At 60.5% G+C, this 23,001-nt stretch carries 20 protein-coding genes; 8 read left to right on the forward strand and 12 right to left on the reverse strand.

What is annotated here, in order from left to right; translation table 11 throughout:
• The first annotated feature begins 30 nt into the window (after positions 1-30).
• From epsC to mgrA, 3 genes are all read left to right on the forward strand, one after another.
• Positions 31-957 (forward strand): serine O-acetyltransferase EpsC, encoded by a 927-nt coding sequence (gene epsC, locus AC1RAC_RS21305; RefSeq protein WP_014716464.1) that lies wholly within the window; start codon positions 31-33, stop codon positions 955-957.
• A gap of 399 nt (positions 958-1,356) precedes the next feature.
• Complete coding sequence (gene betT / locus AC1RAC_RS21310) at positions 1,357-3,318, forward strand: choline transporter BetT (RefSeq protein ID WP_167514232.1); 1,962 nt, start codon at positions 1,357-1,359, stop codon at positions 3,316-3,318.
• A 127-nt stretch (positions 3,319-3,445) separates the two neighbouring features.
• Complete coding sequence (gene mgrA / locus AC1RAC_RS21315; RefSeq protein WP_089042055.1) at positions 3,446-4,483, forward strand: L-glyceraldehyde 3-phosphate reductase; 1,038 nt, start codon at positions 3,446-3,448, stop codon at positions 4,481-4,483.
• 140 nt (positions 4,484-4,623) lie between these two features.
• On the opposite strand, the gene tauD is transcribed toward mgrA, so the two are convergent.
• The 7 genes from tauD to AC1RAC_RS21350 form a co-directional block, all read right to left on the reverse strand.
• Positions 4,624-5,460 carry a taurine dioxygenase gene (gene tauD, locus AC1RAC_RS21320; RefSeq protein WP_492616965.1) on the reverse strand — a complete coding sequence of 279 codons (837 nt, stop codon included), beginning with the start codon at positions 5,458-5,460 and terminating at the stop codon, positions 4,624-4,626.
• A gap of 14 nt (positions 5,461-5,474) precedes the next feature.
• Positions 5,475-6,311 carry a taurine ABC transporter permease TauC gene (tauC, locus tag AC1RAC_RS21325; protein WP_492616966.1) on the reverse strand — a complete coding sequence of 279 codons (837 nt, stop codon included), beginning with the start codon at positions 6,309-6,311 and terminating at the stop codon, positions 5,475-5,477.
• Positions 6,308-7,087 carry a taurine ABC transporter ATP-binding subunit gene (tauB, locus tag AC1RAC_RS21330; protein WP_054896655.1) on the reverse strand — a complete coding sequence of 260 codons (780 nt, stop codon included), beginning with the start codon at positions 7,085-7,087 and terminating at the stop codon, positions 6,308-6,310. Before tauB ends, tauC begins: the two co-directional genes overlap by 4 nt.
• Positions 7,088-7,104: 17 nt before the next feature.
• Positions 7,105-8,082, reverse strand: coding sequence for a taurine ABC transporter substrate-binding protein (tauA, locus tag AC1RAC_RS21335; protein WP_034125493.1), 978 nt, complete (start codon positions 8,080-8,082; stop codon positions 7,105-7,107).
• A 259-nt stretch (positions 8,083-8,341) separates the two neighbouring features.
• Entirely contained in the window at positions 8,342-9,925 is a 1,584-nt protein-coding gene (gshA, locus tag AC1RAC_RS21340) for a glutamate--cysteine ligase (protein WP_105225405.1), read from the reverse strand.
• A gap of 214 nt (positions 9,926-10,139) precedes the next feature.
• Positions 10,140-10,523: a PaaI family thioesterase gene (locus AC1RAC_RS21345; protein ID WP_052199927.1), complete on the reverse strand. Its 384-nt coding sequence runs from the start codon at positions 10,521-10,523 to the stop codon at positions 10,140-10,142.
• The gene (locus AC1RAC_RS21350; RefSeq protein ID WP_492616967.1) at positions 10,523-12,847 is read right to left on the reverse strand and encodes a Tex family protein; all 2,325 of its coding nucleotides are present in this window, start codon (positions 12,845-12,847) and stop codon (positions 10,523-10,525) included. Before AC1RAC_RS21350 ends, AC1RAC_RS21345 begins: the two co-directional genes overlap by 1 nt.
• Before the next feature lie 357 nt (positions 12,848-13,204).
• Between AC1RAC_RS21350 and ompR the strand changes: the two genes are divergently transcribed.
• On the forward strand, positions 13,205-13,945 hold the full coding sequence (gene ompR / locus AC1RAC_RS21355; RefSeq protein ID WP_003187669.1) for an osmolarity response regulator transcription factor OmpR: 741 nt from the start codon (positions 13,205-13,207) through the stop codon (positions 13,943-13,945).
• A gap of 117 nt (positions 13,946-14,062) precedes the next feature.
• On the forward strand, positions 14,063-15,376 hold the full coding sequence (locus AC1RAC_RS21360; protein WP_003187671.1) for an ATP-binding protein: 1,314 nt from the start codon (positions 14,063-14,065) through the stop codon (positions 15,374-15,376).
• 140 nt (positions 15,377-15,516) lie between these two features.
• Here AC1RAC_RS21360 and rimK read toward each other — a convergent pair whose 3' ends face one another.
• From rimK to rimA, 3 genes are read right to left on the reverse strand one after another with little or no spacing between them, the layout of a single operon-like run.
• On the reverse strand, positions 15,517-16,422 hold the full coding sequence (gene rimK, locus AC1RAC_RS21365; protein WP_003187674.1) for a 30S ribosomal protein S6--L-glutamate ligase: 906 nt from the start codon (positions 16,420-16,422) through the stop codon (positions 15,517-15,519).
• The gene (gene rimB / locus AC1RAC_RS21370; RefSeq protein ID WP_003187676.1) at positions 16,419-16,901 is read right to left on the reverse strand and encodes a retropepsin-like aspartic endopeptidase RimB; all 483 of its coding nucleotides are present in this window, start codon (positions 16,899-16,901) and stop codon (positions 16,419-16,421) included. The genes rimK and rimB overlap by 4 nt, the downstream gene beginning before the upstream one ends.
• Positions 16,902-16,914: 13 nt before the next feature.
• The gene (gene rimA, locus AC1RAC_RS21375) at positions 16,915-17,694 is read right to left on the reverse strand and encodes a S6 modification regulatory phosphodiesterase RimA (RefSeq protein ID WP_054896652.1); all 780 of its coding nucleotides are present in this window, start codon (positions 17,692-17,694) and stop codon (positions 16,915-16,917) included.
• Between the two features lie 116 nt (positions 17,695-17,810).
• Between rimA and AC1RAC_RS21380 the strand changes: the two genes are divergently transcribed.
• Positions 17,811-18,218: an RNA-binding S4 domain-containing protein gene (locus AC1RAC_RS21380; protein ID WP_003236026.1), complete on the forward strand. Its 408-nt coding sequence runs from the start codon at positions 17,811-17,813 to the stop codon at positions 18,216-18,218.
• Positions 18,219-18,354: 136 nt separating this feature from the next.
• Here AC1RAC_RS21380 and AC1RAC_RS21385 read toward each other — a convergent pair whose 3' ends face one another.
• Positions 18,355-19,158 carry a phosphatase PAP2 family protein gene (locus AC1RAC_RS21385; protein ID WP_034125497.1) on the reverse strand — a complete coding sequence of 268 codons (804 nt, stop codon included), beginning with the start codon at positions 19,156-19,158 and terminating at the stop codon, positions 18,355-18,357.
• 124 nt (positions 19,159-19,282) lie between these two features.
• Between AC1RAC_RS21385 and hslO the strand changes: the two genes are divergently transcribed.
• Positions 19,283-20,185 (forward strand): Hsp33 family molecular chaperone HslO, encoded by a 903-nt coding sequence (hslO, locus tag AC1RAC_RS21390; RefSeq protein WP_054920269.1) that lies wholly within the window; start codon positions 19,283-19,285, stop codon positions 20,183-20,185.
• Between the two features lie 179 nt (positions 20,186-20,364).
• On the forward strand, positions 20,365-21,906 hold the full coding sequence (locus AC1RAC_RS21395; RefSeq protein WP_005783824.1) for a phosphoenolpyruvate carboxykinase: 1,542 nt from the start codon (positions 20,365-20,367) through the stop codon (positions 21,904-21,906).
• A 54-nt stretch (positions 21,907-21,960) separates the two neighbouring features.
• On the opposite strand, the gene AC1RAC_RS21400 is transcribed toward AC1RAC_RS21395, so the two are convergent.
• The gene (locus tag AC1RAC_RS21400) at positions 21,961-22,824 is read right to left on the reverse strand and encodes a DMT family transporter (protein WP_233098149.1); all 864 of its coding nucleotides are present in this window, start codon (positions 22,822-22,824) and stop codon (positions 21,961-21,963) included.
• Positions 22,825-23,001 lie beyond the last annotated feature (177 nt).

The raw sequence follows: 23,001 nt of genomic DNA on the forward strand, positions 1-23,001 counted from the left end.
GTGATGGCCATTTCGTCAGGAGTGAATACCGTGAGTGAGCGTTCCAGTCATTGGCAATTGCAGACCATCGTCAGCCAGCTGCGCGGCGCCCGCGACCAGTGGCGAACGCGCAATGGGCGCTTGAGTGGCGAGCATGGTGGCCGCGAGTTGCCGTCCCGCGAGGCGGTGGCACAGATTCTTGAGGCCTTGTGCGGCGCCCTGTTTCCGATGCGCCTGGGCCCTGCGGACTTGCGCGAAGAAAGCGAAGACTTCTACGTGGGCCATACCCTCGACGTCGCGCTCAACGCCTTGCTCGCCCAGGCGCGCCTGGAGTTGCGCTATGCCGCGCGCCAGAGCGGTGAGGACGACAGCGAAGTCAACGCCCATGCCATTCGCCTGATCCAGGATTTCGCCCTGGCGTTGCCATCCTTGCGCAGCCTGCTGGACACCGACGTACTGGCCGCCTACCACGGCGACCCGGCTGCGCGCAGTGTGGATGAAGTGCTGCTGTGCTACCCAGGCATCCTGGCGGTGATCCACCATCGCCTGGCCCACCACCTGTACCGCGCCGGCCTGCCGCTGTTGGCGCGGATCAGTGCGGAAATCGCCCACTCGGCCACCGGTATTGATATCCATCCCGGCGCACAGATCGGCCCGAGTTTCTTTATCGACCACGGCACAGGCGTGGTGATTGGCGAGACCGCGATCATCGGCGAGCGAGTGCGCATCTACCAGGCCGTGACATTGGGCGCCAAACGCTTTCCGGCGGATGAAGATGGGCAATTGCAGAAAGGCCACCCGCGTCACCCTATTGTTGAAGATGATGTGGTGATTTACGCCGGGGCGACGATCCTGGGGCGGATCACCATTGGCCAGGGTTCGACCATCGGCGGCAATGTGTGGCTGACCCGCAGCGTGCCGGCCGGGGCGAATATCACCCAGGCGAATTTGCAGCATGATGATGGGGCGCAGAAGTAATACCTGAGTCAAACGCCGGTCAGTGTGGGAGCTGGCTTGCCTGCGATAGCGGTGTATCAGTCAACAGATGGGTGGCTGACCCAGCGCTATCGCACGCAAGCCAGCTCCCACATTTCGTATGTATTTCACCGTCGGGTTGCTGAACGATTCGTCTCCTTCACGCGTCATACCAATCCCTGAGCTAGTGTAGGAAACACCTACCACTCAGCCCTGCGATTAGTCCCAGACCGCCTATTCATGTTTAACTTGAACGTTCGTTCAAGTTAAACCGGTGGTTCGCTGCCCGCTCACAACAGGAGGCTTACCTTTGCTGAGTCCGTTTTTTACAGCCATATCCCGCAACCTTGAGGTGCATCGTTCATGAGTGCATCGTCCACCCCTTCCAGCGGCATGGTGCGCATGAATGCGCCCGTTTTCTATTTTGCCGCGACCGTCATCCTGCTGTTCGGCATCACGGTCATCGCTATCCCGCAACAGGCCGGTGCCTGGCTGCTGGCGGCGCAAAACTGGGCGGCCAATACGGTCGGCTGGTACTACATGCTGGCGATGACGCTGTATCTGGTCTTCGTGGTGGTCACCGCGCTATCGGGCTACGGCAAGATAAAACTCGGTGCCGACCACGACGAGCCCGAATTCAGTTACCTGTCCTGGGCTGGCATGTTGTTCGCCGCCGGGATCAGCATCACGCTGTTTTTCTTTTGCGTCTCGGAGCCGCTGACGCACCTGGTGCAGCCGCCCCAGGGCGAAGCAATGAACGCCGATGCGGCGCGCCAGGCCATGCAGGTGTTGTTCCTGCACTGGGGCCTGCATGGCTGGGGCGTGTTCGCGTTTGTCGGCATGGCCCTGGCGTATTTCGCCTACCGGCATAACCTGCCGCTGGCGTTGCGCTCGGCGCTGTACCCGCTGATCGGCAAGCGCATCAATGGCCCTATCGGTTACGCCGTGGATGGCTTTGGCATCATTGCCACGGTGTTCGGCCTGGGCGCCGACATGGGCTTTGGCGTACTGCACCTCAACTCTGGCCTGGACTACCTGTTTGGCATTGCCCATACCCAGTGGATCCAGGTGGGCCTGATCACTCTGATGATGGGCGCGGCGATCATCGTGGCCGTGGCCGGCGTCGACAAGGGCGTGCGGGTGATGTCCGACATCAACATGCTGCTGGCCTGTGCGCTGCTGCTGTTCGTGTTGTTCGCAGGGCCTACCCAGCACCTGCTCAACACCTTGATCCAGAACATCGGTGACTATCTGGGGGCGCTGCCCACCAAGAGTTTTGATGTATACGCCTACAACAAGCCGAGCGACTGGCTGGGCGGCTGGACGGTGTTCTATTGGGCCTGGTGGATCGCATGGTCGCCGTTCGTGGGCCTGTTTATCGCGCGTATTTCCCGTGGTCGTACCATCCGCGAGTTCGTGTTTGGCGTGCTGCTGATTCCACTGGGCTTCACCCTGGCGTGGATGTCGATCTTCGGTAACAGCGCCATCGACCAGGTGCTCAACCATGGCATGGCTGCACTGGGCCAGTCGGCGATCGATGACCCATCGATGAGCCTCTACCTGCTGCTGGAAACCTACCCGTGGAGCAAGACGGTGATCGCGGTCACGGTGTTCATCAGCTTTGTGTTCTTCGTGACCTCGGCGGACTCCGGCACGGTGGTGCTCTCTACCCTGTCGTCCAAAGGCGGCAACGCGGATGAAGATGGGCCGAAGTGGCTGCGTGTGTTCTGGGGCGCGATGACCGCCCTGGTCACCAGTGCGTTGCTGTTCGCCGGCAGTATCGACTCGCTCAAGTCTGCGGTGGTACTGACCTCGCTGCCGTTCTCGCTGATCCTGCTGCTGATGATGTGGGGGCTGCACAAGGCGTTCTACCTGGAGTCGCAAAAGCAGATCGCGCAGTTGCATTCCCTGGCACCGATCTCCGCTTCGCGCAAAGGTCGAGGTGGCTGGCGCCAGCGTTTGAGCCAGGCGGTGCATTTCCCATCCCGAGATGAGGTATACCGTTTCCTCGACACCACGGTGCGCCCGGCGATTGAGGAAGTGACCGCAGTGTTTGTCGAGAAGGGCCTTACCGTGGTGACCCAGCCCGACCCGTCCAACGACAGCGTCAGCCTCGAAATCGGCCATGGTGAAGAACGTCCGTTCATCTACCAGGTGCAGATGCGTGGCTATTTCACACCGTCGTTCGCCTTGGGCGGCATTGGCAAGAAAGAGATCAACAACCGCCGCTACTATCGGGCCGAAGTGCACTTGAGTGAGGGCAGCCAGGACTATGACCTGGTGGGCTACACCAAGGAGCAGATCATCAATGACATCCTCGACCAGTACGAGCGCCATCTGCAGTTCTTGCACATGGTGCGCTGATAGCGTTCCTCTCAAGTAGCTCTTTGCTGTAAAAGGAAGAGGCAGACTTAAGCGATTCAGCTGCTTAAAAGGCCCGGGAATATGCCTATTCCCGGGCCTTATTTGCCCTAGATCAAGAGAGGATTCGATGACGTACATTGCTGCCGAAAACCGCTATGAATCTATTCCTTATCGCCGCGTAGGCCGTAGTGGATTGGTGCTGCCGGCACTGTCCCTGGGGTTGTGGCACAACTTTGGTGACAGCACCCCGATCGACACCCAGCGCGCATTGCTGCGCACGGCGTTCGACCTGGGTATCAACCACTTCGACCTGGCCAACAACTACGGCCCGCCCTACGGCAGCGCCGAGATCAATTTCGGTCGGTTGCTGCGTGAAGACTTCAAGCACTACCGCGACGAATTGATCATTTCCAGCAAAGCCGGTTGGGACATGTGGCCCGGTCCTTACGGCCAGGGTGGCGGCTCGCGTAAATACGTATTGGCGAGCCTGGACCAGAGCCTGCAACGCCTGGGCGTCGATTATGTGGATATCTTCTACTCGCACCGCTTCGACCCCGAGACGCCCCTGGAAGAGACCGCCAGCGCCCTGGCCACCGCCGTGCAACAAGGCAAGGCGTTGTACATCGGTATCTCGTCTTACTCCGGGGTAAAAACCCGCGAAATCGCAGCGTTGCTCAATGAGTGGAAAGTGCCGTTGTTGATCCACCAGCCGGCCTACAACCTGCTCAACCGTTGGGTGGAAAAAGACCTGCTGGACACCACTGAAGAACTCGGCGCCGGGGTGATCGCCTTCACGCCGCTGGCCCAGGGTTTGTTGACCGATAAATACCTCAACGGGGTACCGGCCGATGCGCGGGTCAATCGTCCGGGTGGTGGCTCGTTGCAGGCCCAGCACCTGTCCGAAGCCAACATCGCCCATGTACGCGGCCTGAATGAAATCGCCAAACGCCGTGGCCAGAGCCTGGCCCAGTTGGCGCTGGCGTGGACGTTACGTGATCCACGGGTAACCAGTGCGCTGATCGGCGCAAGCCGGCCGGAGCAGATTATCGAGAACGTCGGGGCGTTGAAGAACTTGAGCTTCAGTGCAGAAGAACTGGCGGAAATTGATAGGTTTGCGCAGGAAGGTGGGATCAACCTGTGGGAAAAACCGTCCACCGCTGAATAACCTTACACCACTGGGTGATCGTTCCCACGCTCTGCGTGGGAATGCAGCCCCGGACGCTCGGCGTCCGCTTTAAAGTCGTGACGCAGAGCGTCACAGGAGGCGTTCCCACGCAGAGCGTGGGAACGATCTGTCGCCAAGCGTTAGAACGGCACATCCCCAAGAATCGTCGCCCGGTGCATCACCCGCCGCTGCGGCCGGTAGTCATCCACGGCGTAATGCTGGGTGACGCGGTTATCCCAGAACGCCACATCATTCTCGTGCCAGCGCCAGCGAATGGTGAATTCCGGGCGGGTGGCGTGGGCGAACAGCAGCTTGAGAATGGCCTCGCTTTCGGCCGGTTCCAGTTCATTTATTCGGGTGGTGAAGCCGTCGCTGACGAATAGCGATTTACGTCCACTCACCGGATGCGTGCGCACGACTGGGTGCGATAGCGGCGGGTTTTTCTTGCGTGTTGCCTCCCAGCGCACCAGGTCCTCGGCGGTGTTGCCAAAGCGCTCCAGCGGGAACGACTTGGTGAAGTCGTGTCTGGCGGTGAGGCCATCGAGCAAGCGCTTTAGCGGTTCAGACAGTGCTTCATAAGCCGCAATCCCACTGGCCCACAAGGTATCGCCGCCGAACGCGGGCAACAGCTTGGCGCTGAGCACTGCGCCCAGAGCAGGCGTGGGCAGGAACGTCACGTCGGTATGCCACACCGCGTTATCACGCACATCCGTGACGGCGGTGTCGAGGATCAGCACTTCGGGCTGTTCCGGCACGTTGGGGTAGATCGGGTGGATGTGCAGGTCGCCAAAGTTTGCCGCGAACCGTGCCTGTTGCGCAGGGGTGATCGGCTGGTCACGGAAGAACAGCACCGAATAGTCGAGCAACGCCTGTTCAATGGCGTCGCGCTGTTCGGGATTCAGCGGCTGGGTGATATCGACGCCGCCGATCTGGGCGCCCAGGGCGGTGCTTAATGGGGTAACGGTCAGGCTGCTCATTGTGGGTTCTTCACTCAGTGTGCCTGGCCATGCCAGGGCACTAATTTACGCTGCAGGGCGCGCAGGCCCATTTCCATGGCGAAGGCGATCAGGGCGATGACCAGGATGCCCAGCACCACCACATCAGTGACCAGAAACTGCGCCGCCGACTGCACCATAAAGCCCAGGCCGCTGGTGGCGGCAATCAACTCGGCCGCCACCAAGGTCGACCAGCCCACGCCCAGGCCGATGCGCACACCGGTGAGGATATCGGGCAGGGCGCTGGGCAGGATCACATGGCGAATCAGTTGCGCGCGGGTAGCGCCCAACGACTGCGCCGCGCGCAATTTGGCCGGGTCGACGGTGCGCACCCCAGTGGCGGTGGCGATGGCAATCGGGGCGAAGATAGCGAGGTAGATCAGCAGCACCTTGGACAGCTCGCCAATGCCGCACCAGATCACGATCAACGGCAGGTAGGCCAGGGGCGGAATCGGCCGGTAGAACTCGATCAGCGGATCGAGAATGCCACGGGCAATACGGTTGGCACCGATGGCGATCCCCACCGGCACGGCGGTCAGTACTGCAAAGCTCAGGCCCAGGCCGATGCGACTGAGGCTCGCGCCCAGGTGCTGCCACAAAGTGGAATCCATGTAGCCGGTGGTTGCCAGCAGCCAGCCTTTTTGCAACACGGCGGACGGTGGTGGCAGGAACAAAGGTTCGATCAAACCGGTGGCGGTCACCGCCCACCACAGGGCCAGCAAGGCCGCCAGGGTCAGCAGGCTGATCCAGCGCGTGCTCAGGCGACGGCGCAGCGGGATCACGGGATGTGTCGCAGGCTCGGTGGCCGTGGCGGGAAGTTCGTAACTGCTCATGCGTACACCTGCCGTTGGGAGAACACTTTGCCCAGCACATGCTCACGGGTTTCGATAAAGCGCGGGTCGGATTTGATTGCGCGGGCTGATTCACCGGCGGCGTAACGTTGGCCGAAATCCAGCTGCAGGCGTTCGACGATCTGGCCGGGGTTGGGCGCCAGCAAGATCAAGTCGGTGGCCAGAAACACCGCTTCTTCAATGTCGTGGGTAATCAGGAATACCGGCTTGGCCGTGCGCCGCCACACTTGCAGCAGCAACTCCTGCATCTGTTCACGGGTGAAGGCATCCAGGGCGCCGAAGGGTTCGTCCATCAGCAGTACACGCGGGTCGGCCGCCAGCGCACGCGCCAGGCCGACGCGTTGCTTCTGGCCACCGGAGAGTTGCCAGATGCGGCGGTTGTCGAAACCGGCCAGGTCCACCAGCGCGAGCATTTCACGCGCCCGCACGTCGCGCTGCGCCTTGGGCACGCCGGCAAGTTCCAGGCCGAAAGCCACATTGGCCAGCACGTCCTGCCAGGGCAGCAGGGCGTCGTCCTGGAACACCACGCCGCGCTCGGCGCTGGGGCCCTTGACCGGCACGCCATCGAGGGTGATACGCCCGGCAGACGGTTCGACGAAGCCGGCAATCAGGTTCAACAACGAGGTCTTGCCACTGCCGGACGGGCCCAGGGCGACCAGCAATTGCTGAGGCCCAAGCTCCAGTGAAATATCGGACAGTACCGGTTCCGGGGCGCCTGGGTACTGTGCGCTGATGCGCTCCAGTTGTAGCAAGGCCATCGCAGTGAACTCCTGGGTCAGTTGGTAATGAACTTGGCGCTGACATAAGGGGCGTAGTCGGGCAGCACGGCCTCGACCTTGCCTTGTTCCTTGAGGAACGCAGCGGTGTCGGTGACGGCCTTGGTGGTCGGCGCTCCCAACAGGGTTACCTGGTCGGCGGCCAACGGGTAGACGTTGCCTTGCAGCAGCAACGGGATATCGCTGGCCTTGGCGCCGGAGAGTTTCACCAGTTTGTCGACGTTGCCGGAATCGGCGAGCCAGGCTTGTGGGTCTTTGCGGTAGGCGGCGTAGGCATCCAGAGTGACCTTGGCGAAGGCGGTGACAATCTCTGGGTGCTTCTCGGCGAAGTCCTTGCGCACGATCCAGGCATCGAACGTCGGCGCGCCGAACTTGGCCAGCTCCCCGGAGGTGATCAGCACCTTGCCGGTTTCCTTGGCCACGCCCAGGGCTGGGTCCCAGACATAGGTGGCGTCGATATCACCGCGCTTCCAGGCGGCAATGATGGCCGGCGGGGCGAGGTTGAGAATGGTGACTTTGGCCGGGTCGATGTTCCAGTGTTTAAGGGCGGCGAGCAGGCTGTAGTGGCCGGTGGAAACGAAGGGCACAGCGATTTTTTTGCCGACCAGGTCCTGAGGGCTGTTGATCCCCGAACCGTTACGCGCCACCAGGGCTTCGGCGCCGCCGATCTGGGTGGCGACGAGGAAGGTTTGCACCGGGACTTTACGGGTTATCGCGGCGGTGAGCGGGCTGGAACCGAGGTAGCCGATCTGCACGTCGCCGGACGCGATGGCGGCGATGATGTCGGCGCCATTGTCGAATTTGCGCCAGTCGATCTTGGCGTTGGTGGCTTTTTCATAGGCGCCGTCGGCTTGGGCGACTTTGGCCGGGTCCACGGTGGTCTGATACGCAATGGTCACGTCCGCCGCCTGGGCAAACAGGCTGGCACCGGCCAGGGACAATGCGGCCAACAGGCGCAGAGGGGTCAGCAGTTTCAAAGGGAAGCTCCTCAATCAGGCGGCCGAGGGTCGGCGTGAGAGGAGACTAAATGATCTAAGAATTCGAAAATAAATAACTTTTTCGAATTAGCTTATGAGGGTAAATGGCGAAGCCTGTTTTCAGGCTGGCAGAATAATGTGGGAGCTGGCTTGCCTGCGATAGCGGTGTATCAGTCAACAGGTGGGTTGCTGACCCACCGCTATCGCAGGCAAGCCAGCTCCCACACAAGCCAGCTCCCACAGGGGAGCGAGCCTGAGGTTAGTTGCTGATGGCGAGGATGCTTGCCTGGTACGAACCGACAAACACATCGAAATCGCCTACTTCGTTCTGCTCCAGCTCTGCCTGTTGCGCCAGCGACGCACGGGCCAGTTCTTCAAAGCGCGCTTGTTCCTCAGGCGCCAAAGGTTCTTTGCGGAAGTATTCGGCATGGACTTCGCTTTGATGCAGGGAGAACTGCGCAAAGCTTTCCTTGCGCTCAGCCATGGCTGCCAACACCTGAGCCGACGGCGTCAGGGATGGGTCCTTGACCTTGGCCAACTGGGCGTCCAATGCCTCGCTGTGCTCGGTGATGCCATGGCTCTGATCGAGCAGGGCGGCCAGCGGGGCAATCTTCTCCAACAACTCGGCCGCCCACTCCTTCATGTCCACCGGCTGGCCGTCACGCTGCAATTGCAGGCCCGGACGGCGGCCTTCCTTGACCACGCTGAGGAAGTTGGAGGTGGCGTTGCCGCACTCGTTGTTGGCGAACAGTGGGCTGTCGTTCAGCGCGCAGTACAGCAGGAATGCGTCGAGGAACCGCGACTCTGGCAGGTCGATACCCATCGGCAGGAACGGGTTGATGTCCAGGCAGCGTACTTCGATGTACTGGATGCCGCGCGCCATCAACGCCTGGATCGGCCGCTCGCCGGTGTAGGTCACGCGCTTGGGACGGATGTTGGAGTAGTACTCGTTTTCGATCTGCAGGATGTTGGTATTGAGCTGCACCCACTCGCCATCCTTGTGCGTGCCGACTTCGACATAGGGCGCGTAGGGTGTTGCCACCGCTTCGCGCAGGCTGTCGGTGTAGCTGGCCAAATCGTTGTAGCACGGCGTCAGGCCGGCCTGGGCGTTGCTCTGGTAACCCAGGTCGCTCATGCGCAGGCTGGTGGCGTAGGGCAGGTACAGCGTGTCGGCGTCGAGGACTTCAAGCTGATGCGAGCGCCCCCGCAGGAAGCCGGCATCCAGGGCTGGCGAGGCACCGAACAGGTACATCAACAGCCAGCTGTAACGACGGAAATTACGGATCAGCGCGATGTAGGCCGTGGATTGATAGTCACGGTCGGTGCCGACAAACCCCTCTGTTTCCTTGAGCAACGGCCACAACGCTTCCGGCAGGGAAAAGTTGTAGTGGATGCCGGCGATGCACTGCATGGTCTTGCCGTAACGCAGGGCCAGGCCCTTGCGGTACACGTACTTGAGCTGGCCGATGTTGGAAGTGCCGTAGTAGGCAATCGGAATATCTTCCTCGGCCGGCAACGGGCACGGCATCGAGGGGCTCCACAGGTATTCGCTGCCCAGCTTGGTGTAGGCAAAGCGATGGATCTTGTCCAGGCTGCTCAGAGTATCGGCCGGGTTCGGCAGGGCAGGGGTGATGAACTCCAGCAGCGATTCCGAGTAGTCGGTGGTGATCTGTTCATTGGTCAGCGCGGCGCCCAGGGCTTCGGGGTGCGGCGTTTGCGCCAGTCGACCTTCGTTGGTGACGCGCAGGCATTCGCGCTCGATGCCGTGCAAGCATTGCTCTAGCAGGGAGAGGTGTTCGCGCTTGCCGAGCAGGGCCAGGCGGCGGTTGAGAAGTTCGCTCAAGTTGGATTCCTTCACGCGTCAGTCGCCCCAATATGGGGGTGGGCAGGACGGTCTACAAGGGTGAAGTTGAAACTGGCGTGATCGCCTGGTTTTGAGTCGATTTGACCCGCTCTGAATTTGCCGACTTCACTCCATGAATTGGGCTACAGCGCAGCGAGAAAATTCCGACGCTGTTATCGCAGCGCCGAAATTAACTCAAATCGGGGGTGGGGAGCTATAGGACAGCGAACGTGCCCTGTGCTTTTGCGACAAGTCTTTCGCTCTGATACACGTCGGCCTCGACCACCAGGGTGCGGCGACCGGCGTGGATCACCCGGCTGGTGCACAGCACCTCACCGTCTTCCACGGCGCGGATATAGTTGATTTTGCATTCGATGGTGGCGCTCTGCTGGTCGAAACCATGGGCGCTGGAACAGGCCAGGCCCATGGTTATATCCACCAGGCTGAAAATCGCCCCGCCATGGAGCTTGCCCGCGCGGTTGCGCAGGTGCGGCTCCAGGGTCAGGGCCACCTCGGCAACGCCCTCTTCCAGGCGTTGCAGGCGGCAGCCGATCAGTTCGCTGAACGCGCTCTGGGTCAAACCGGCCGGAATTTCCATCAGCGCTTCTTCAACTGTTTAGCGTTGGCAAACAGCGACGCCATGGCGTTGTTGCTTGGCGCGGCGGTGGTGGTTTCCTTGCGCGGGGCGTTGCTCTGCGACTGGCGCGGCGCCGAACCGGGGCGAGCGCCACGGGCACCGTCGATTTTTTCGCCGGGGGTATCGCTCATGCGCATCGACAGGCCGACGCGTTTGCGTGGGATGTCGACTTCCATGACCTTGACCTTGACCACGTCACCGGCTTTCACCGCTTCACGTGGGTCCTTGATGAACTTCTCCGAAAGCGCGGAGATATGCACCAAACCGTCCTGATGCACGCCGACGTCCACGAACGCGCCGAAGTTGGTCACGTTGGTCACCACGCCTTCGAGGATCATGCCCGGTTGCAGGTCCTTGAGGTCTTCGACACCGTCCTGGAACTCGGCGGTCTTGAACTCCGGGCGCGGGTCGCGACCCGGTTTCTCCAGTTCTTGCAGGATATCGGTGATGGTCGGCACACCGAAGGTTTCGTCGGTGTACTTCTTCGGGTCCAGGCGCTTGAGGAACGCGGCATCACCAATCAACGAACGGATATCGCGGTCGGTTTCGGCGGCAATGCGTTGCACCAGCGGGTAGGCTTCCGGGTGAACCGCAGAGGCGTCCAGCGGGTTGTCGCCGTTCATTACGCGTAGGAAACCAGCAGCCTGTTCAAAGGTTTTTTCACCCAGGCGTGCGACCTTCTTCAGTGCGGCGCGGGTTTTGAACGCGCCATTTTCGTCGCGATGGCTGACGATGTTCTGCGCCAGGGTGGCGTTGAGGCCGGAGATTCGCGCCAGCAGGGCCACGGATGCGGTGTTCACATCCACGCCCACGGCGTTTACGCAGTCTTCCACCACCGCATCCAGGCCGCGTGCCAGCTTCAGTTGCGACACGTCGTGCTGGTACTGGCCGACGCCGATGGATTTAGGGTCGATCTTCACCAGTTCGGCCAGCGGGTCTTGCAGGCGACGAGCGATGGACACTGCGCCACGGATCGACACGTCGAGGTCCGGGAATTCCTTGGAGGCCAGCTCCGAAGCCGAGTACACCGAAGCGCCTGCTTCGGAGACCATGACCTTGGTCATCTTCATGGCTGGGTATTTTTTGATCAGCTCGGCGGCCAGCTTGTCGGTTTCGCGGCTGGCGGTGCCGTTGCCGATGGCGATCAGGTCCACCGCGTGCTTGGCGCACAGGGCGGCCAGGATCGCGAGGGTCTGGTCCCACTTATTGTGCGGTACGTGTGGGTACACGGTGGCGTGGTCCAGCAGCTTGCCGGTGGCGTCGACCACCGCAACCTTGCAACCAGTGCGCAGGCCCGGGTCGAGGCCCAGGGTGGCACGCGGGCCAGCCGGTGCGGCCAACAGCAGGTCGTGCAGGTTATGGGCGAACACGTTGATCGCTTCGGTTTCGGCGCCGTCGCGCAACTCGCCCAGCAGGTCGGTTTCCAGGTGAGTGTAGAGCTTGACCTTCCAGGTCCAGCGCACCACTTCGCCGAGCCACTTGTCTGCCGGGCGGTTCTGGTTCTGGATGCCGAATTGTTGACCGATCATGCCTTCGCAGGGGTGCATGGTGCCCGGCAGCTCGTCACCGACTTTCAGCGCGGAGCTGAGAATGCCTTCGTTACGGCCGCGGAAAATCGCCAGGGCGCGGTGGGACGGCATGCTTTTGAGCGGCTCGTCGTGTTCGAAGTAGTCGCGGAACTTGGCGCCTTCTTCCTCTTTGCCGGCGATGACGCGGGCGCTGAGGATGGCTTCCTGCTTGAGGTAGGTACGCAGTTTTTCCAGGAGGCTGGCGTTTTCGGCGAAGCGCTCCATCAGGATGTACTTGGCGCCTTCGAGGGCGGCCTTGACGTCGGCGACGCCTTTTTCCGCGTCGATGAAGCGCGCGGCTTCGGTTTCCGGGGTCAACGATGGGTCGTTGAACAAGCCATCGGCCAAATCACCCAGGCCGGCTTCCAGGGCGATCTGGCCCTTTGTACGACGTTTCTGTTTGTACGGCAGGTAAAGGTCTTCGAGGCGGGTCTTGGTGTCCGCGAGTTTGATGTCGCGTTCCAGTTGCGGGGTCAACTTGCCCTGTTCCTCGATGCTGGCGAGGATGCTGATACGCCGTTCGTCGAGTTCTCGCAGGTAGCGCAGGCGCTCTTCCAGGTGCCGCAGCTGGGTGTCGTCGAGGCTGCCGGTTACTTCTTTTCGGTAACGGGCGATGAAGGGCACCGTGGAGCCTTCATCCAGTAGAGCGACGGCCGCTTCGACCTGTTGTGGGCGTACGCCGAGTTCCTCGGCGATGCGGCTGTTGATGCTGTCCATAAAACCACCTGAAATTCTTAAAATCAGCGCGCCGGCCCGTAAAAACAAGGCTCGGCGAGGCTGGTTGAGCGGCCCGACTGGCGCCGCTGCCTGGGTCAAGAGGCTGGCTATTGACCCTCGAAATCGAAAAAGTCACGACAAGCGGGTAAAAAAAGCCCGGCAGCAAACGGTAACGATCTGACGTTGCCCTGCACGGAGGCGCCGCATTATAACCAGCGTTCCGCCCTTGGGGGCTACTGCGCCGCAGCTTGTAGGGCGCGGGTTCGCTGGCAGTAGATGAAAAATCTGCTAACAATGCACACGGTGCGTATAACGGCAGCTACGCCATAATGCGCGCCGAGATAAGAGGAGCATCCAATGAGCAGCACCGCACAAACTGCTGAAGGCGAAAAAATTCTCATCGTTGATGACGATCCGGGGCTGAGCAGCCTGCTGGAGCGTTTTTTCAACTCCAAGGGCTATCGTGCCCGCGCGGTGCCGAACACCGAACAGATGGATCGTCTGTTAGGGCGTGAAGTTTTCAACCTGGTCGTACTCGACCTGATGTTGCCCGGTGAAGACGGCCTCACCGCCTGCAAGCGCCTGCGCGGTGCGAACAATCAGATCCCGATCATCATGCTCACCGCCAAGGGCGATGAACTGAGCCGCATCAAGGGGCTGGAGCTGGGCGCTGATGACTATCTGGCCAAGCCGTTCAACCCCGATGAGCTGATGGCGCGGGTCAAGGCCGTGTTGCGTCGCCAGGCACCGGCGGTACCGGGTGCACCGGGCAGCGAAGACGAAAGCGTCACCTTTGGCGATTACGAATTGTCGCTGGCCACCCGTGAGCTCAAGCGCGGTGAAGAAGTGCACATGCTCACCACCGGCGAATTCGCAGTGCTCAAGGCCCTGGTGATGAACGCTCGCCAGCCGCTGACCCGTGACAAGCTGATGAACCTGGCCCGTGGCCGGGAATGGGACGCCCTCGAGCGCTCCATCGACGTGCAGATTTCCCGATTGCGCCGGATGATCGAGCCAGACCCGTCCAAGCCGCGGTATATCCAGACGGTGTGGGGTGTGGGTTATGTGTTTGTGCCGGATGGCACCGCAACCAAGTGACCGATGATTTGCAGGGGCGGGTATCCTGGCGTTTGACTCCATGAGGGTCGACGGGATGCCCGGCGTCTGCAATTCTGCGAGCGCCGCTCGTTCCTGCAAGGTGTGCAGCTTTCATCTATGAAAACCCCGCTGTGGTTCCCACAAAGTTTCTTCTCCCGCACCCTCTGGCTGGTGCTTATTGTCGTTCTGTTTTCCAAGGCGCTCACGCTGGTTTATCTGTTGATGAACGAAGACGTGCTGGTGGACCGGCAGTACAGCCATGGTGTCGCCCTGACGTTGCGTGGTTATTGGGCGGTAGACCCTGAGAACCGCGAAAAAGTAGCCAAGGCGTCGACGCTGACGCGGGTTGACGGCGCAGGTGTGCCTGAAGGCGAGCAGCATTGGCCTTACAGCGAGATCTACCAGCGCCAGATGCAGGCCGAGTTGGGTGCCGACACCGAGGTGCGGCTGCGTATGCATGTTTCGCCTGCGCTGTGGGTGCGAGCGCCAAGCCTGGGGGATGCCTGGATCAAGGTTCCGCTTTATCCGCACCCGCTGAGGGGGCAAAAAATCTGGAACGTGTTGGGCTGGTTCCTGGCCATTGGCTTGCTTTCAACGGCGTCCGCGTGGATTTTCGTCCGCCAGCTCAACCAACCCCTCAAGCGCCTGGTGTTTGCCGCTCGCCAACTGGGCCAGGGGCGCAGTGTGCGCTTGCCGGTCAGCGACACGCCCAGTGAGATGACCGAGGTGTACGGCGCCTTCAACCAGATGGCAGAAGATGTCGAACAGGCCGGGCGCGAACGCGAGTTGATGCTGGCGGGGGTGTCCCATGACTTGCGCACGCCACTGACGCGATTACGGTTGTCCCTGGAGTTGATGGGGGACCATACCGACCTCACCGATGACATGGTGCGCGACATCGAGGACATGGACGCTATTCTGGACCAGTTCCTGGCGTTCATCCGTGACGGGCGGGATGAAGTGGTCGAGGAGGTCGACCTCACCGACCTCGTGCGTGAGGTGGTTGCGCCCTATAACCAGAATGGTGAGCAGGTGCGCACGCGCCTGGAGCCGATCCAGCCGTTCGCATTACGCCGGGTGTCGATGAAGCGCCTGCTGAACAACTTGATTGGCAACGCCTTGCACCATGCCGGTTCCGATGTGGAAGTGGCGGCGTACGTTTCTGGCGACAGTGCCGCGCCTTACGTGGTGCTGAGCGTGATGGACCGTGGCACAGGAATCGACCCGGCTGAGCTGGAGGGTATCTTCAACCCCTTCACCCGTGGTGACCGCGCCCGAGGAGGCAAGGGCACCGGGTTGGGGTTGGCGATTGTGCGGCGGATTGCGTCGATGCATGGCGGCAATGTCGAGTTGCGCAACCGTGAAGGCGGCGGGTTGGAAGCGCGGGTGCGGCTGCCGCTGGGGTTGATGCTGCCTCGAGACGCTGTCTAACAAGCAATATGAATGCAAATGTGGGAGCTGGCTTGCCTGCGATAGCGGTAGTTCATTCAACGACGATGTTGAATGTACCGGCGTCATCGTAGGCAAGCCAGCTCCCACAGTGGTTTGCGGCGTGTGGCAGGTGTGGGTATTCAGCCCTTTCCCTTGGTCCGAGTCATATTCGGCCCGCCATTCTTTTCCAGATGCTGAATGATGATCCCCGCCACATCCTTACCGGTGGTGGTTTCGATCCCTTCCAGGCCAGGCGATGAGTTTACTTCCATCACCAGGGGGCCATGGTTGGAGCGCAGGATGTCCACACCCGCCACGCTCAGCCCCATCACCTTGGCCGCCCGTAGCGCGGTCATGCGCTCTTCCGGGGTGATCTTGATCAGGCTGGCGCTGCCGCCACGGTGCAGGTTGGAGCGGAACTCACCGGGCTTGGCCTGGCGCTTCATGGCTGCGATCACCTTGTCGCCCACCACGAAGCAGCGAATGTCCGCGCCGCCCGCTTCCTTGATGTACTCCTGCACCATGATGTTCTGCTTGAGGCCCATGAACGCCTCAATCACCGACTCCGCCGCCGTTGCTGTTTCACACAGCACCACCCCGATGCCCTGGGTGCCTTCCAGTACCTTGATCACCAGCGGTGCGCCATTGACCATCTCGATCAGGTCGGGAATGTCGTCCGGAGAGTGGGCAAAACCGGTGACCGGCAAACCGATACCCCGGCGCGACAGCAGTTGCAGGGAGCGCAGCTTGTCCCGCGAGCGCGCAATGGCCACGGATTCATTCAGCGGAAACACCCCCATCATTTCAAACTGGCGCAATACCGCGCAGCCATAGAACGTCACCGAAGCGCCGATACGCGGGATTACCGCATCAAAGCCTTCCAGGGGTTTGCCCCGGTAGTGGATCTGCGGCTTGTGGCTGGCAATGTTCATGTAGGCACGCAACGTGTCGATCACCACCATTTCATGGCCACGTTCAGTGCCGGCCTCGACCAGGCGACGGGTGGAATACAGACGCGGGTTTCGCGACAGCACAGCAATCTTCATGCAGCACCTGGGGCAGAAATAGTGGAGACCGGGAACACCGGCTTGTCTTGAACGTACTTGAGGCCTGGATTGACCACCAACTGGCCGTCAATCAGCGCCTTGGAGCCCAGCAGCAGGCGGTAACGCATGGCTTTGCGACAGGCGAGGGTGAACTCCACCCGCCATACCCGATCACCCAGGGCCAGGGTAGTGCTGATCACGTAGCGCACCTGTGCATGGCCGTTGGAGCTCTTGATGGTTTTCATCGTCACCAGGGGCGCTTCACAGCGGCGGTGACGTAGTTGCACCACGCTGCCCAGGTGCGCGGTAAAACGCACCCACTTTTCACCGTCGCGCTCAAAGGGCTCGATATCGGTGGCGTGCAGGCTTGAGGTACTGGCACCGGTGTCGATCTTCGCCCGCAGGCCCGCCACTCCCAAGTCGGGAAGTGCCACCCACTCACGCAGACCCACAACGGTCAAATGGTCAAATGTCTTCAATATGGTTAACCGGTCAATTCGCCCAGGCTTGAGGAGATACCTCAGCCAACGCTTTGAATGCAGGCTTGGCGAACCAGAAGCCCTGCATCAGAAATATTCCGCAGTCGGACAGGAAGTCGCGCTCGCCGGCACTTTCGATGCCCTCGGCGATGACAGTAACCCCCAACTGCTCACAGATTGTGACAATCCCCCGGACGATCACCTGACGGACACGATCCTGGTCGACATCGCGAATCAGCGCCATGTCGAGCTTGATCAAGTCAGGTTGGAAATCGGCCAGCAGGTTCAGCCCCGAATAGCCCGCGCCGAAATCGTCGATGGCGGTCTTGAAGCCGAATTCGCGGTATTCACGCAGAATATTCGTCAAATGGCGATAGTTATCTACGTGCTCGCTTTCCAGGGTCTCGAAAATCAGCCGGTCCAGCGGGAAATTGTGCGCCCGGGCGGCCTCCAGAGTGCTGCGGATACACAGTTCCGGACGATATACAGCATTGGGCATGAAGTTGATGGAAAGGTGAGTCTGCATGCCCAGGGCTGCGGCACCGGCGATGGCCTTGGTCCGGCAGCGCTGGTCGAAGCGGTAGCGATTGGTTTCGTTGACCTGAGCCAGCACCGACAGCGCGCCTTCTCCCTGGGGACCGCGCACCAAGGCTTCGTTGGCGAAGATCGAATGGTCACGCAGGTCTACGATAGGCTGGTAGGCGAACGCGAAATCGAACCCCAGAGGCTCGCTTTGCTGGCAACCCACGCACCGCTGGTTGGGCGAGGTGAGTGAGAGGGGAAAGTCGGTCACGGCGTATCCTCGCGAAAACAGGGTGCTACCTGGCGTATCTTAGGTGAGCCTTGGGGTTTATGCGTCGAAGGGTTTCAACGGTAAAGTTGCGACATTTTTCAGAGCGAGGAATTCAAGTGGCTCAAAAGCAGGAAGAGGAAGAGAAGGTCCGGCTGGACAAGTGGTTGTGGGCAGCGCGGTTCTACAAGACCCGCGCTCTGGCCAAGGCCGCTATCGAGAGCGGCAAGGTGCATCATCGCGGCGAGCGCTGCAAGCCGGGAAAGGAGCCGCGCGTCGGCGACGAGTTTCAGATTCGTACAGGCTTTGATGAAAAAACCATCGTAGTACAGGCGCTTTCCATCGTCCGCCGGGGCGCGCCTGAAGCGCAGGCACTGTATGCCGAGACCGAAGCCAGCATCGCCAAGCGCGAAAACGCTGCGGCCATGCGCAAGGCAGGGGCTTCAGGCCTGACCACTGACGGCAAGCCGAGCAAGAAGCAGCGCCGCGATCTGTTCAAGTTTCGCGGCAGCGGCAATGACGATTGATTGCACGAGTCGCCCATGCAAACTCGATCAAATGTGGAAGCGGGCTTGCCCGCGAATACGGTGGGTCAGGCACAGATGCATTGATTGACACCCCGCGTTCGCGAGCAAGCCCGCTCCCACTTTTAGCCCTGGGGGGTTACGGAGTTGTGCGCATGACACTCAACCGCCCAATAACGGGCAACTTGCTCAGTAGCCCGAAAAGCGGCGCCGTCATTCGCAACAAAGCGCCCGACACCTTCGCCGCAAACGGCGTGTAATACCCCCACCCCAGCGCCAACAGCGCCAGCAGTACGCCACCGATATAATCGTCCTGGCCCCAGTGCGCGCCGGCTACCAGCCGCGGCATCATGAACAGCAGCGCCAGGCCCCAGATCACCAGCACCTGGCCGATGCGCCGGGCGAACACGCTCATGAACATCGCCCAGATCAATAGCACCGAAGCATGGTCGCCGGGGAAGCTCTGGCTCGAGCGGTCCTTCAATTCCCAGGTTTTCTCCAGCCCTGGGAAAAAGTCGCTCATTTGAATCGCGCCGCTGATGACCATCGACGGGCTACTGTGCTGCCAGCCCATGTGCGCCGCGAGTTTGGAGAACAGCATGCGGATAAAAAGCAATAGCAGCAGAATGCCGAGGAAGCCAAAAAACGCCTGGCGCACCTGTACGGCCTTGAACACCCAGTCGCCGCGGATCAACAGCGCCAGCAAAATCACGCCGACCACTGCATCAAACGGCCGCAGGCTGGCCACGGCCCACACATGTAGCCAGGTCGAGTTCGTGGCCAATGGGCCATTGAGCAGATGAAACAGCCACTCGTCGAAAATCACACAGAGCATCTGGCCCGTGGGCCACAGCCAAAAACACAGCAGTCCGATAGCGAGTAGATTGCAAAGAGCCCATCGCCGGAGGTTCCAGTTGGCTTGGAACAAACCCGGATTGTTCATAAACTGTCCCTCATCGCTCTATTCAGCTCCTTGAATTCAGGAGAAGTCGCACCAAGATGGTGCTAAAGCGTTTAATTTTATAAACCTTGTAATCATTTTGTCATCACTTCAGATACCCAGACCTATGACTGATCTACCGGATACCGACTTCACCCAACGCTTCATCTTCGATGAGAGCGATGCCCGCGGCGAGATGGTTTCGTTGGAGCTCAGCTATGCCGAAGTCCTTGCCAAACATGCCTATCCGGAGCCGGTCGCGCAATTGCTCGGCGAGTTGATGGCCGCCGCGGCGCTGCTGGTGGGCACCATGAAGTTCGACGGTTTGCTGATCTTGCAGGCTCGTTCCGAAGGGCCAGTGCCCATGTTGATGATCGAGTGCTCGAGCGAGCGCGAGATCCGTGGCCTGGCCCGTTACGAGGCTGACCAGATTGCCGCAGATGCCACCTTGGCCGACCTGATGCCCAACGGCGTCCTGGCACTGACTGTCGACCCGACTGAAGGCCAGCGGTACCAGGGTATTGTCGACCTCGACGGCCAGACCCTGTCGGAATGCTTCACCAACTACTTCGTTATGTCCCAGCAAGTGGGCACCAAGTTCTGGCTTAACGCCGACGGCAAGCGCGCCCGTGGTTTGCTGGTGCAACAACTGCCGGCCGATCGCATCAAGGATGAGGATGATCGTGCCGAAAGCTGGCGGCATATCATCGCCTTGGCCGACACCTTGAAGGCCGAAGAACTGCTGGGCCTGGACAACGAAACCATCCTGCACCGCCTCTACCACGAAGAGGCCGTGCGCCTGTTCGACGCACAGGGCCTGCATTTTCACTGCAGTTGCTCGCGCGAGCGTTCCGGTAACGCGCTGGTCAGCCTGGGCCTGGAAGATGCGCAAAATCTGGTGGTGGAACATGGCGGCCATATCGAGATCGACTGCCAGTTCTGCAACCAGCGCTACCTGTTCGACGCGGCTGATGTAGCGCAATTGTTCGCCGGCGCAGGCAGCGACACCCCTTCCGACACCCGCCACTAAAACGTTTAAGCACAGGTAAATCACCTGACAAACGCCGGATTAGAGGTGTTCTGACGGGAGGGCCCTACTCTTTTTGGGCTTTTCTGGCATAATCCGGCCCACTTTTTTCGCGGTAGTAGTGCGCAACTTTCTACTACAAAACGTTTGGAGCACTCGGCCATAGGCCGACGGGGAACCTCATGACGCAAGCCAATAACGCCGTATACACCGATCTGAGTGTTGACGATCTGGTCAAAGAAGCCCTGCAGCGCGGTGAAGGCGTGCTTGCCGATACTGGCGCGCTGGTCGTAGAAACCGGTCACCGCACCGGTCGTTCGCCGGTTGACCGTTTCATCGTTGAAGAGCCTTCCACCCAGGACGCCATCGCCTGGGGCCCGATCAACCGCAAGTTCCCGGCCGACAAGTTCGATGCCCTGTGGGCTCGCGTCGAGGCGTTCAATAACGCGCAAGAGCATTTCGTTTCCCATGTTCACGTAGGGGCTGCAGAAGACCACTACCTGGCCGTGAAAATGACCACCCAGACTGCCTGGCAGAACCTGTTCGGTCGTTGCCTGTTCATCAACCCGGCCCAGTACAACCCGGCCGGTCGTGAAGAGTGGCAAGTGCTCAACGTGGCCAACTTCGAGTGCGTACCAGAGCGTGACGGTACCAACTCCGACGGTTGCGTGATCCTCAACTTCGCTCAGAAAAAAGTACTGATTGCCGGCATGCGTTACGCCGGTGAAATGAAAAAAGCCATGTTCTCGGTGCAGAACTTCCTGCTGCCGGCTGCCGACGTGCTGCCGATGCACTGCGCCGCCAACATTGGCGAAGCAGGCGATGTGACCCTGTTCTTCGGCCTGTCCGGCACTGGCAAGACCACCCTGTCCGCCGACGAAAGCCGTTACCTGATCGGTGACGACGAGCACGGCTGGGGCGAAGGCGTGGTGTTCAATATCGAAGGCGGTTGCTATGCCAAGTGCATCGACCTGTCCGAGAAGAACGAGCCGGTTATCTGGAAAGCTATCAAGCACGGCGCTGTGCTGGAAAACGTCGTGATCGACGAGGCCAAGCACGCCGACTACGCCGACGTCAGCCTGACCCAGAACAGCCGTGCCGCCTACCCGCTGGAGCACGTTGCCAAGCGTTCCGAGAAGAACCTGGGCGGCGAGCCAAACGCGGTGATCTTCCTGACCTGCGACCTGACCGGCGTACTGCCGCCTGTGTCGATCCTCAGCGAAGAACAAGCGGCCTACCACTTCCTGTCCGGCTACACCGCTCTGGTGGGCTCGACCGAAATGGGTTCGGGCAGCGGCATCAAGTCGACCTTCTCCACCTGCTTCGGCGCGCCGTTCTTCCCACGCCCGGCTGGCGAATACGCAGAGCTTCTGATCAAGCGTATCCGTGGTTTCGGCTCAAAGGTCTACCTGGTCAACACCGGCTGGACCGGCGGCGGCTACGGCGTCGGCAAACGCTTCAACATCCCGACCACTCGCGGCGTGATTGCAGCGATCCAGAGCGGTGCGTTGATCGGTGCGCAAACCGAACACCTGGACACCATCAACCTCGACGTGCCATTGGCCGTACCGGGCGTTGAAACCGGCCTGTTGAACCCACGCAACACCTGGGCTGACAAGGCTGCCTACGACGAAGCAGCGAAAGCTCTGGCTGGCCTGTTCATCGAAAACTTCAAGAAGTTTGAAGTCAGCGATGCGATCAAGGCGGCGGGTCCTAAGTTGTAAGATTCGCCGTTGTAAAAAAGCCGCCTCTTAGGCGGCTTTTTTATGGGCGAACGATTAGTCGGCGATGTGCAGTACCACTGCACCGACCAGCACCAGTACAACGCCTGCCACCTGCACCGCTGACAAGCGCTCTTTGAAAAATACGAACCCCAGGATCGCCGCGATCCCTCCAGAGAGCGTACTGATCACCGTCACCACCGACACCGAGCCGGCCATTGCGCCCCACGAAAACGCCGAAAAACCGCCGAGGTTCATCAAGCTCGCACCGGTCAAAGTCGCGCAGTTTTTCAGTGGCGGGATCTTCAAGCCATCCTTGATCTTCAGCACCATCACCACCAGCACGCACAAGCCCACCAGGTAACCCAGCCACAACATGGTGATTGGCCCCAGCGCTGGCAGTGTGTAGCGACCTTGCAGCCAGAAACTGGTGCCATACAAGGTTGCGGCGAACATGGCGTAGGCAATGGACAGGCGCGGGTTGTTGTGAAGCGTGCCGTTGTCCTTGTGAATGCTGGACAGCAAAACGCCGATCACGCACAGGGCGATGCAGCCCAGTTGTATCAGGCTGATGTGTTCACCGCTGGCCCAGGACAGCAGGGTGGTCACCACGCCATAGGACGTCACCAGCGGCGCGACGATGGCTGCTTTGCCCATGGCAAAGGCTTTGGATAGCGCAAGGGCGCCGGACACCGTCAGCAGAGCGGCGGCGACGCCCAGGAGCCAAACGCTTAAAGTTGCATCAAGGGCTTTGAAAAGGAAGGCTGGGAAAATGACCAGCAGGAGGGTCATGATCAAAAAACCGAGGGCTTGGCCGAAATACACCGCGCGTTTTACGCCAACGGCTCGGGCGTTGAGGCCCACCAGAAAGTCCGTGCCGCCCCAGAGCAGGGCGGCCAGCAGGCCCATTGTTACGTCCATGTAAGGTCCTTGTTATTTATACGGCTCGCCAGATTAGCGCAGATCCAGTGTGGGAGCAGGCTTGCCCTAATACTGTAGGAGCGAGCTTGCTCGCGAAAAACGTCAACGATAACGCGTGCTTGCTGAATGAACGCGGCGCCTGTGAGTTTTTCGCGAGCAAGCTCGCTCCTACAAAAA

It is taken from the genome of Pseudomonas sp. GW823-FHT02F05 (genome assembly GCF_058797315.1).

What these genes read in the sequence shown, in the direction of transcription:
- betT (WP_167514232.1), top strand. Translation starts at nt 1,357, where the DNA reads ATGAATGCGCCCGTTTTCTATTTTGCCGCGACCGTCATCCTGCTGTTC.
- mgrA (WP_089042055.1), top strand. Translation starts at nt 3,446, where the DNA reads ATGACGTACATTGCTGCCGAAAACCGCTATGAATCTATTCCTTATCGC.
- tauD (WP_492616965.1), bottom strand. Translation starts at nt 5,460, where the DNA reads ATGAGCAGCCTGACCGTTACCCCATTAAGCACCGCCCTGGGCGCCCAG.
- tauC (WP_492616966.1), bottom strand. Translation starts at nt 6,311, where the DNA reads ATGAGCAGTTACGAACTTCCCGCCACGGCCACCGAGCCTGCGACACAT.
- tauB (WP_054896655.1), bottom strand. Translation starts at nt 7,087, where the DNA reads ATGGCCTTGCTACAACTGGAGCGCATCAGCGCACAGTACCCAGGCGCC.
- AC1RAC_RS21345 (WP_052199927.1), bottom strand. Translation starts at nt 10,523, where the DNA reads ATGGAAATTCCGGCCGGTTTGACCCAGAGCGCGTTCAGCGAACTGATC.
- AC1RAC_RS21350 (WP_492616967.1), bottom strand. Translation starts at nt 12,847, where the DNA reads ATGGACAGCATCAACAGCCGCATCGCCGAGGAACTCGGCGTACGCCCA.
- ompR (WP_003187669.1), top strand. Translation starts at nt 13,205, where the DNA reads ATGAGCAGCACCGCACAAACTGCTGAAGGCGAAAAAATTCTCATCGTT.
- AC1RAC_RS21360 (WP_003187671.1), top strand. Translation starts at nt 14,063, where the DNA reads ATGAAAACCCCGCTGTGGTTCCCACAAAGTTTCTTCTCCCGCACCCTC.
- rimK (WP_003187674.1), bottom strand. Translation starts at nt 16,422, where the DNA reads ATGAAGATTGCTGTGCTGTCGCGAAACCCGCGTCTGTATTCCACCCGT.
- AC1RAC_RS21385 (WP_034125497.1), bottom strand. Translation starts at nt 19,158, where the DNA reads ATGAACAATCCGGGTTTGTTCCAAGCCAACTGGAACCTCCGGCGATGG.
- hslO (WP_054920269.1), top strand. Translation starts at nt 19,283, where the DNA reads ATGACTGATCTACCGGATACCGACTTCACCCAACGCTTCATCTTCGAT.
- AC1RAC_RS21395 (WP_005783824.1), top strand. Translation starts at nt 20,365, where the DNA reads ATGACGCAAGCCAATAACGCCGTATACACCGATCTGAGTGTTGACGAT.
- AC1RAC_RS21400 (WP_233098149.1), bottom strand. Translation starts at nt 22,824, where the DNA reads ATGGACGTAACAATGGGCCTGCTGGCCGCCCTGCTCTGGGGCGGCACG.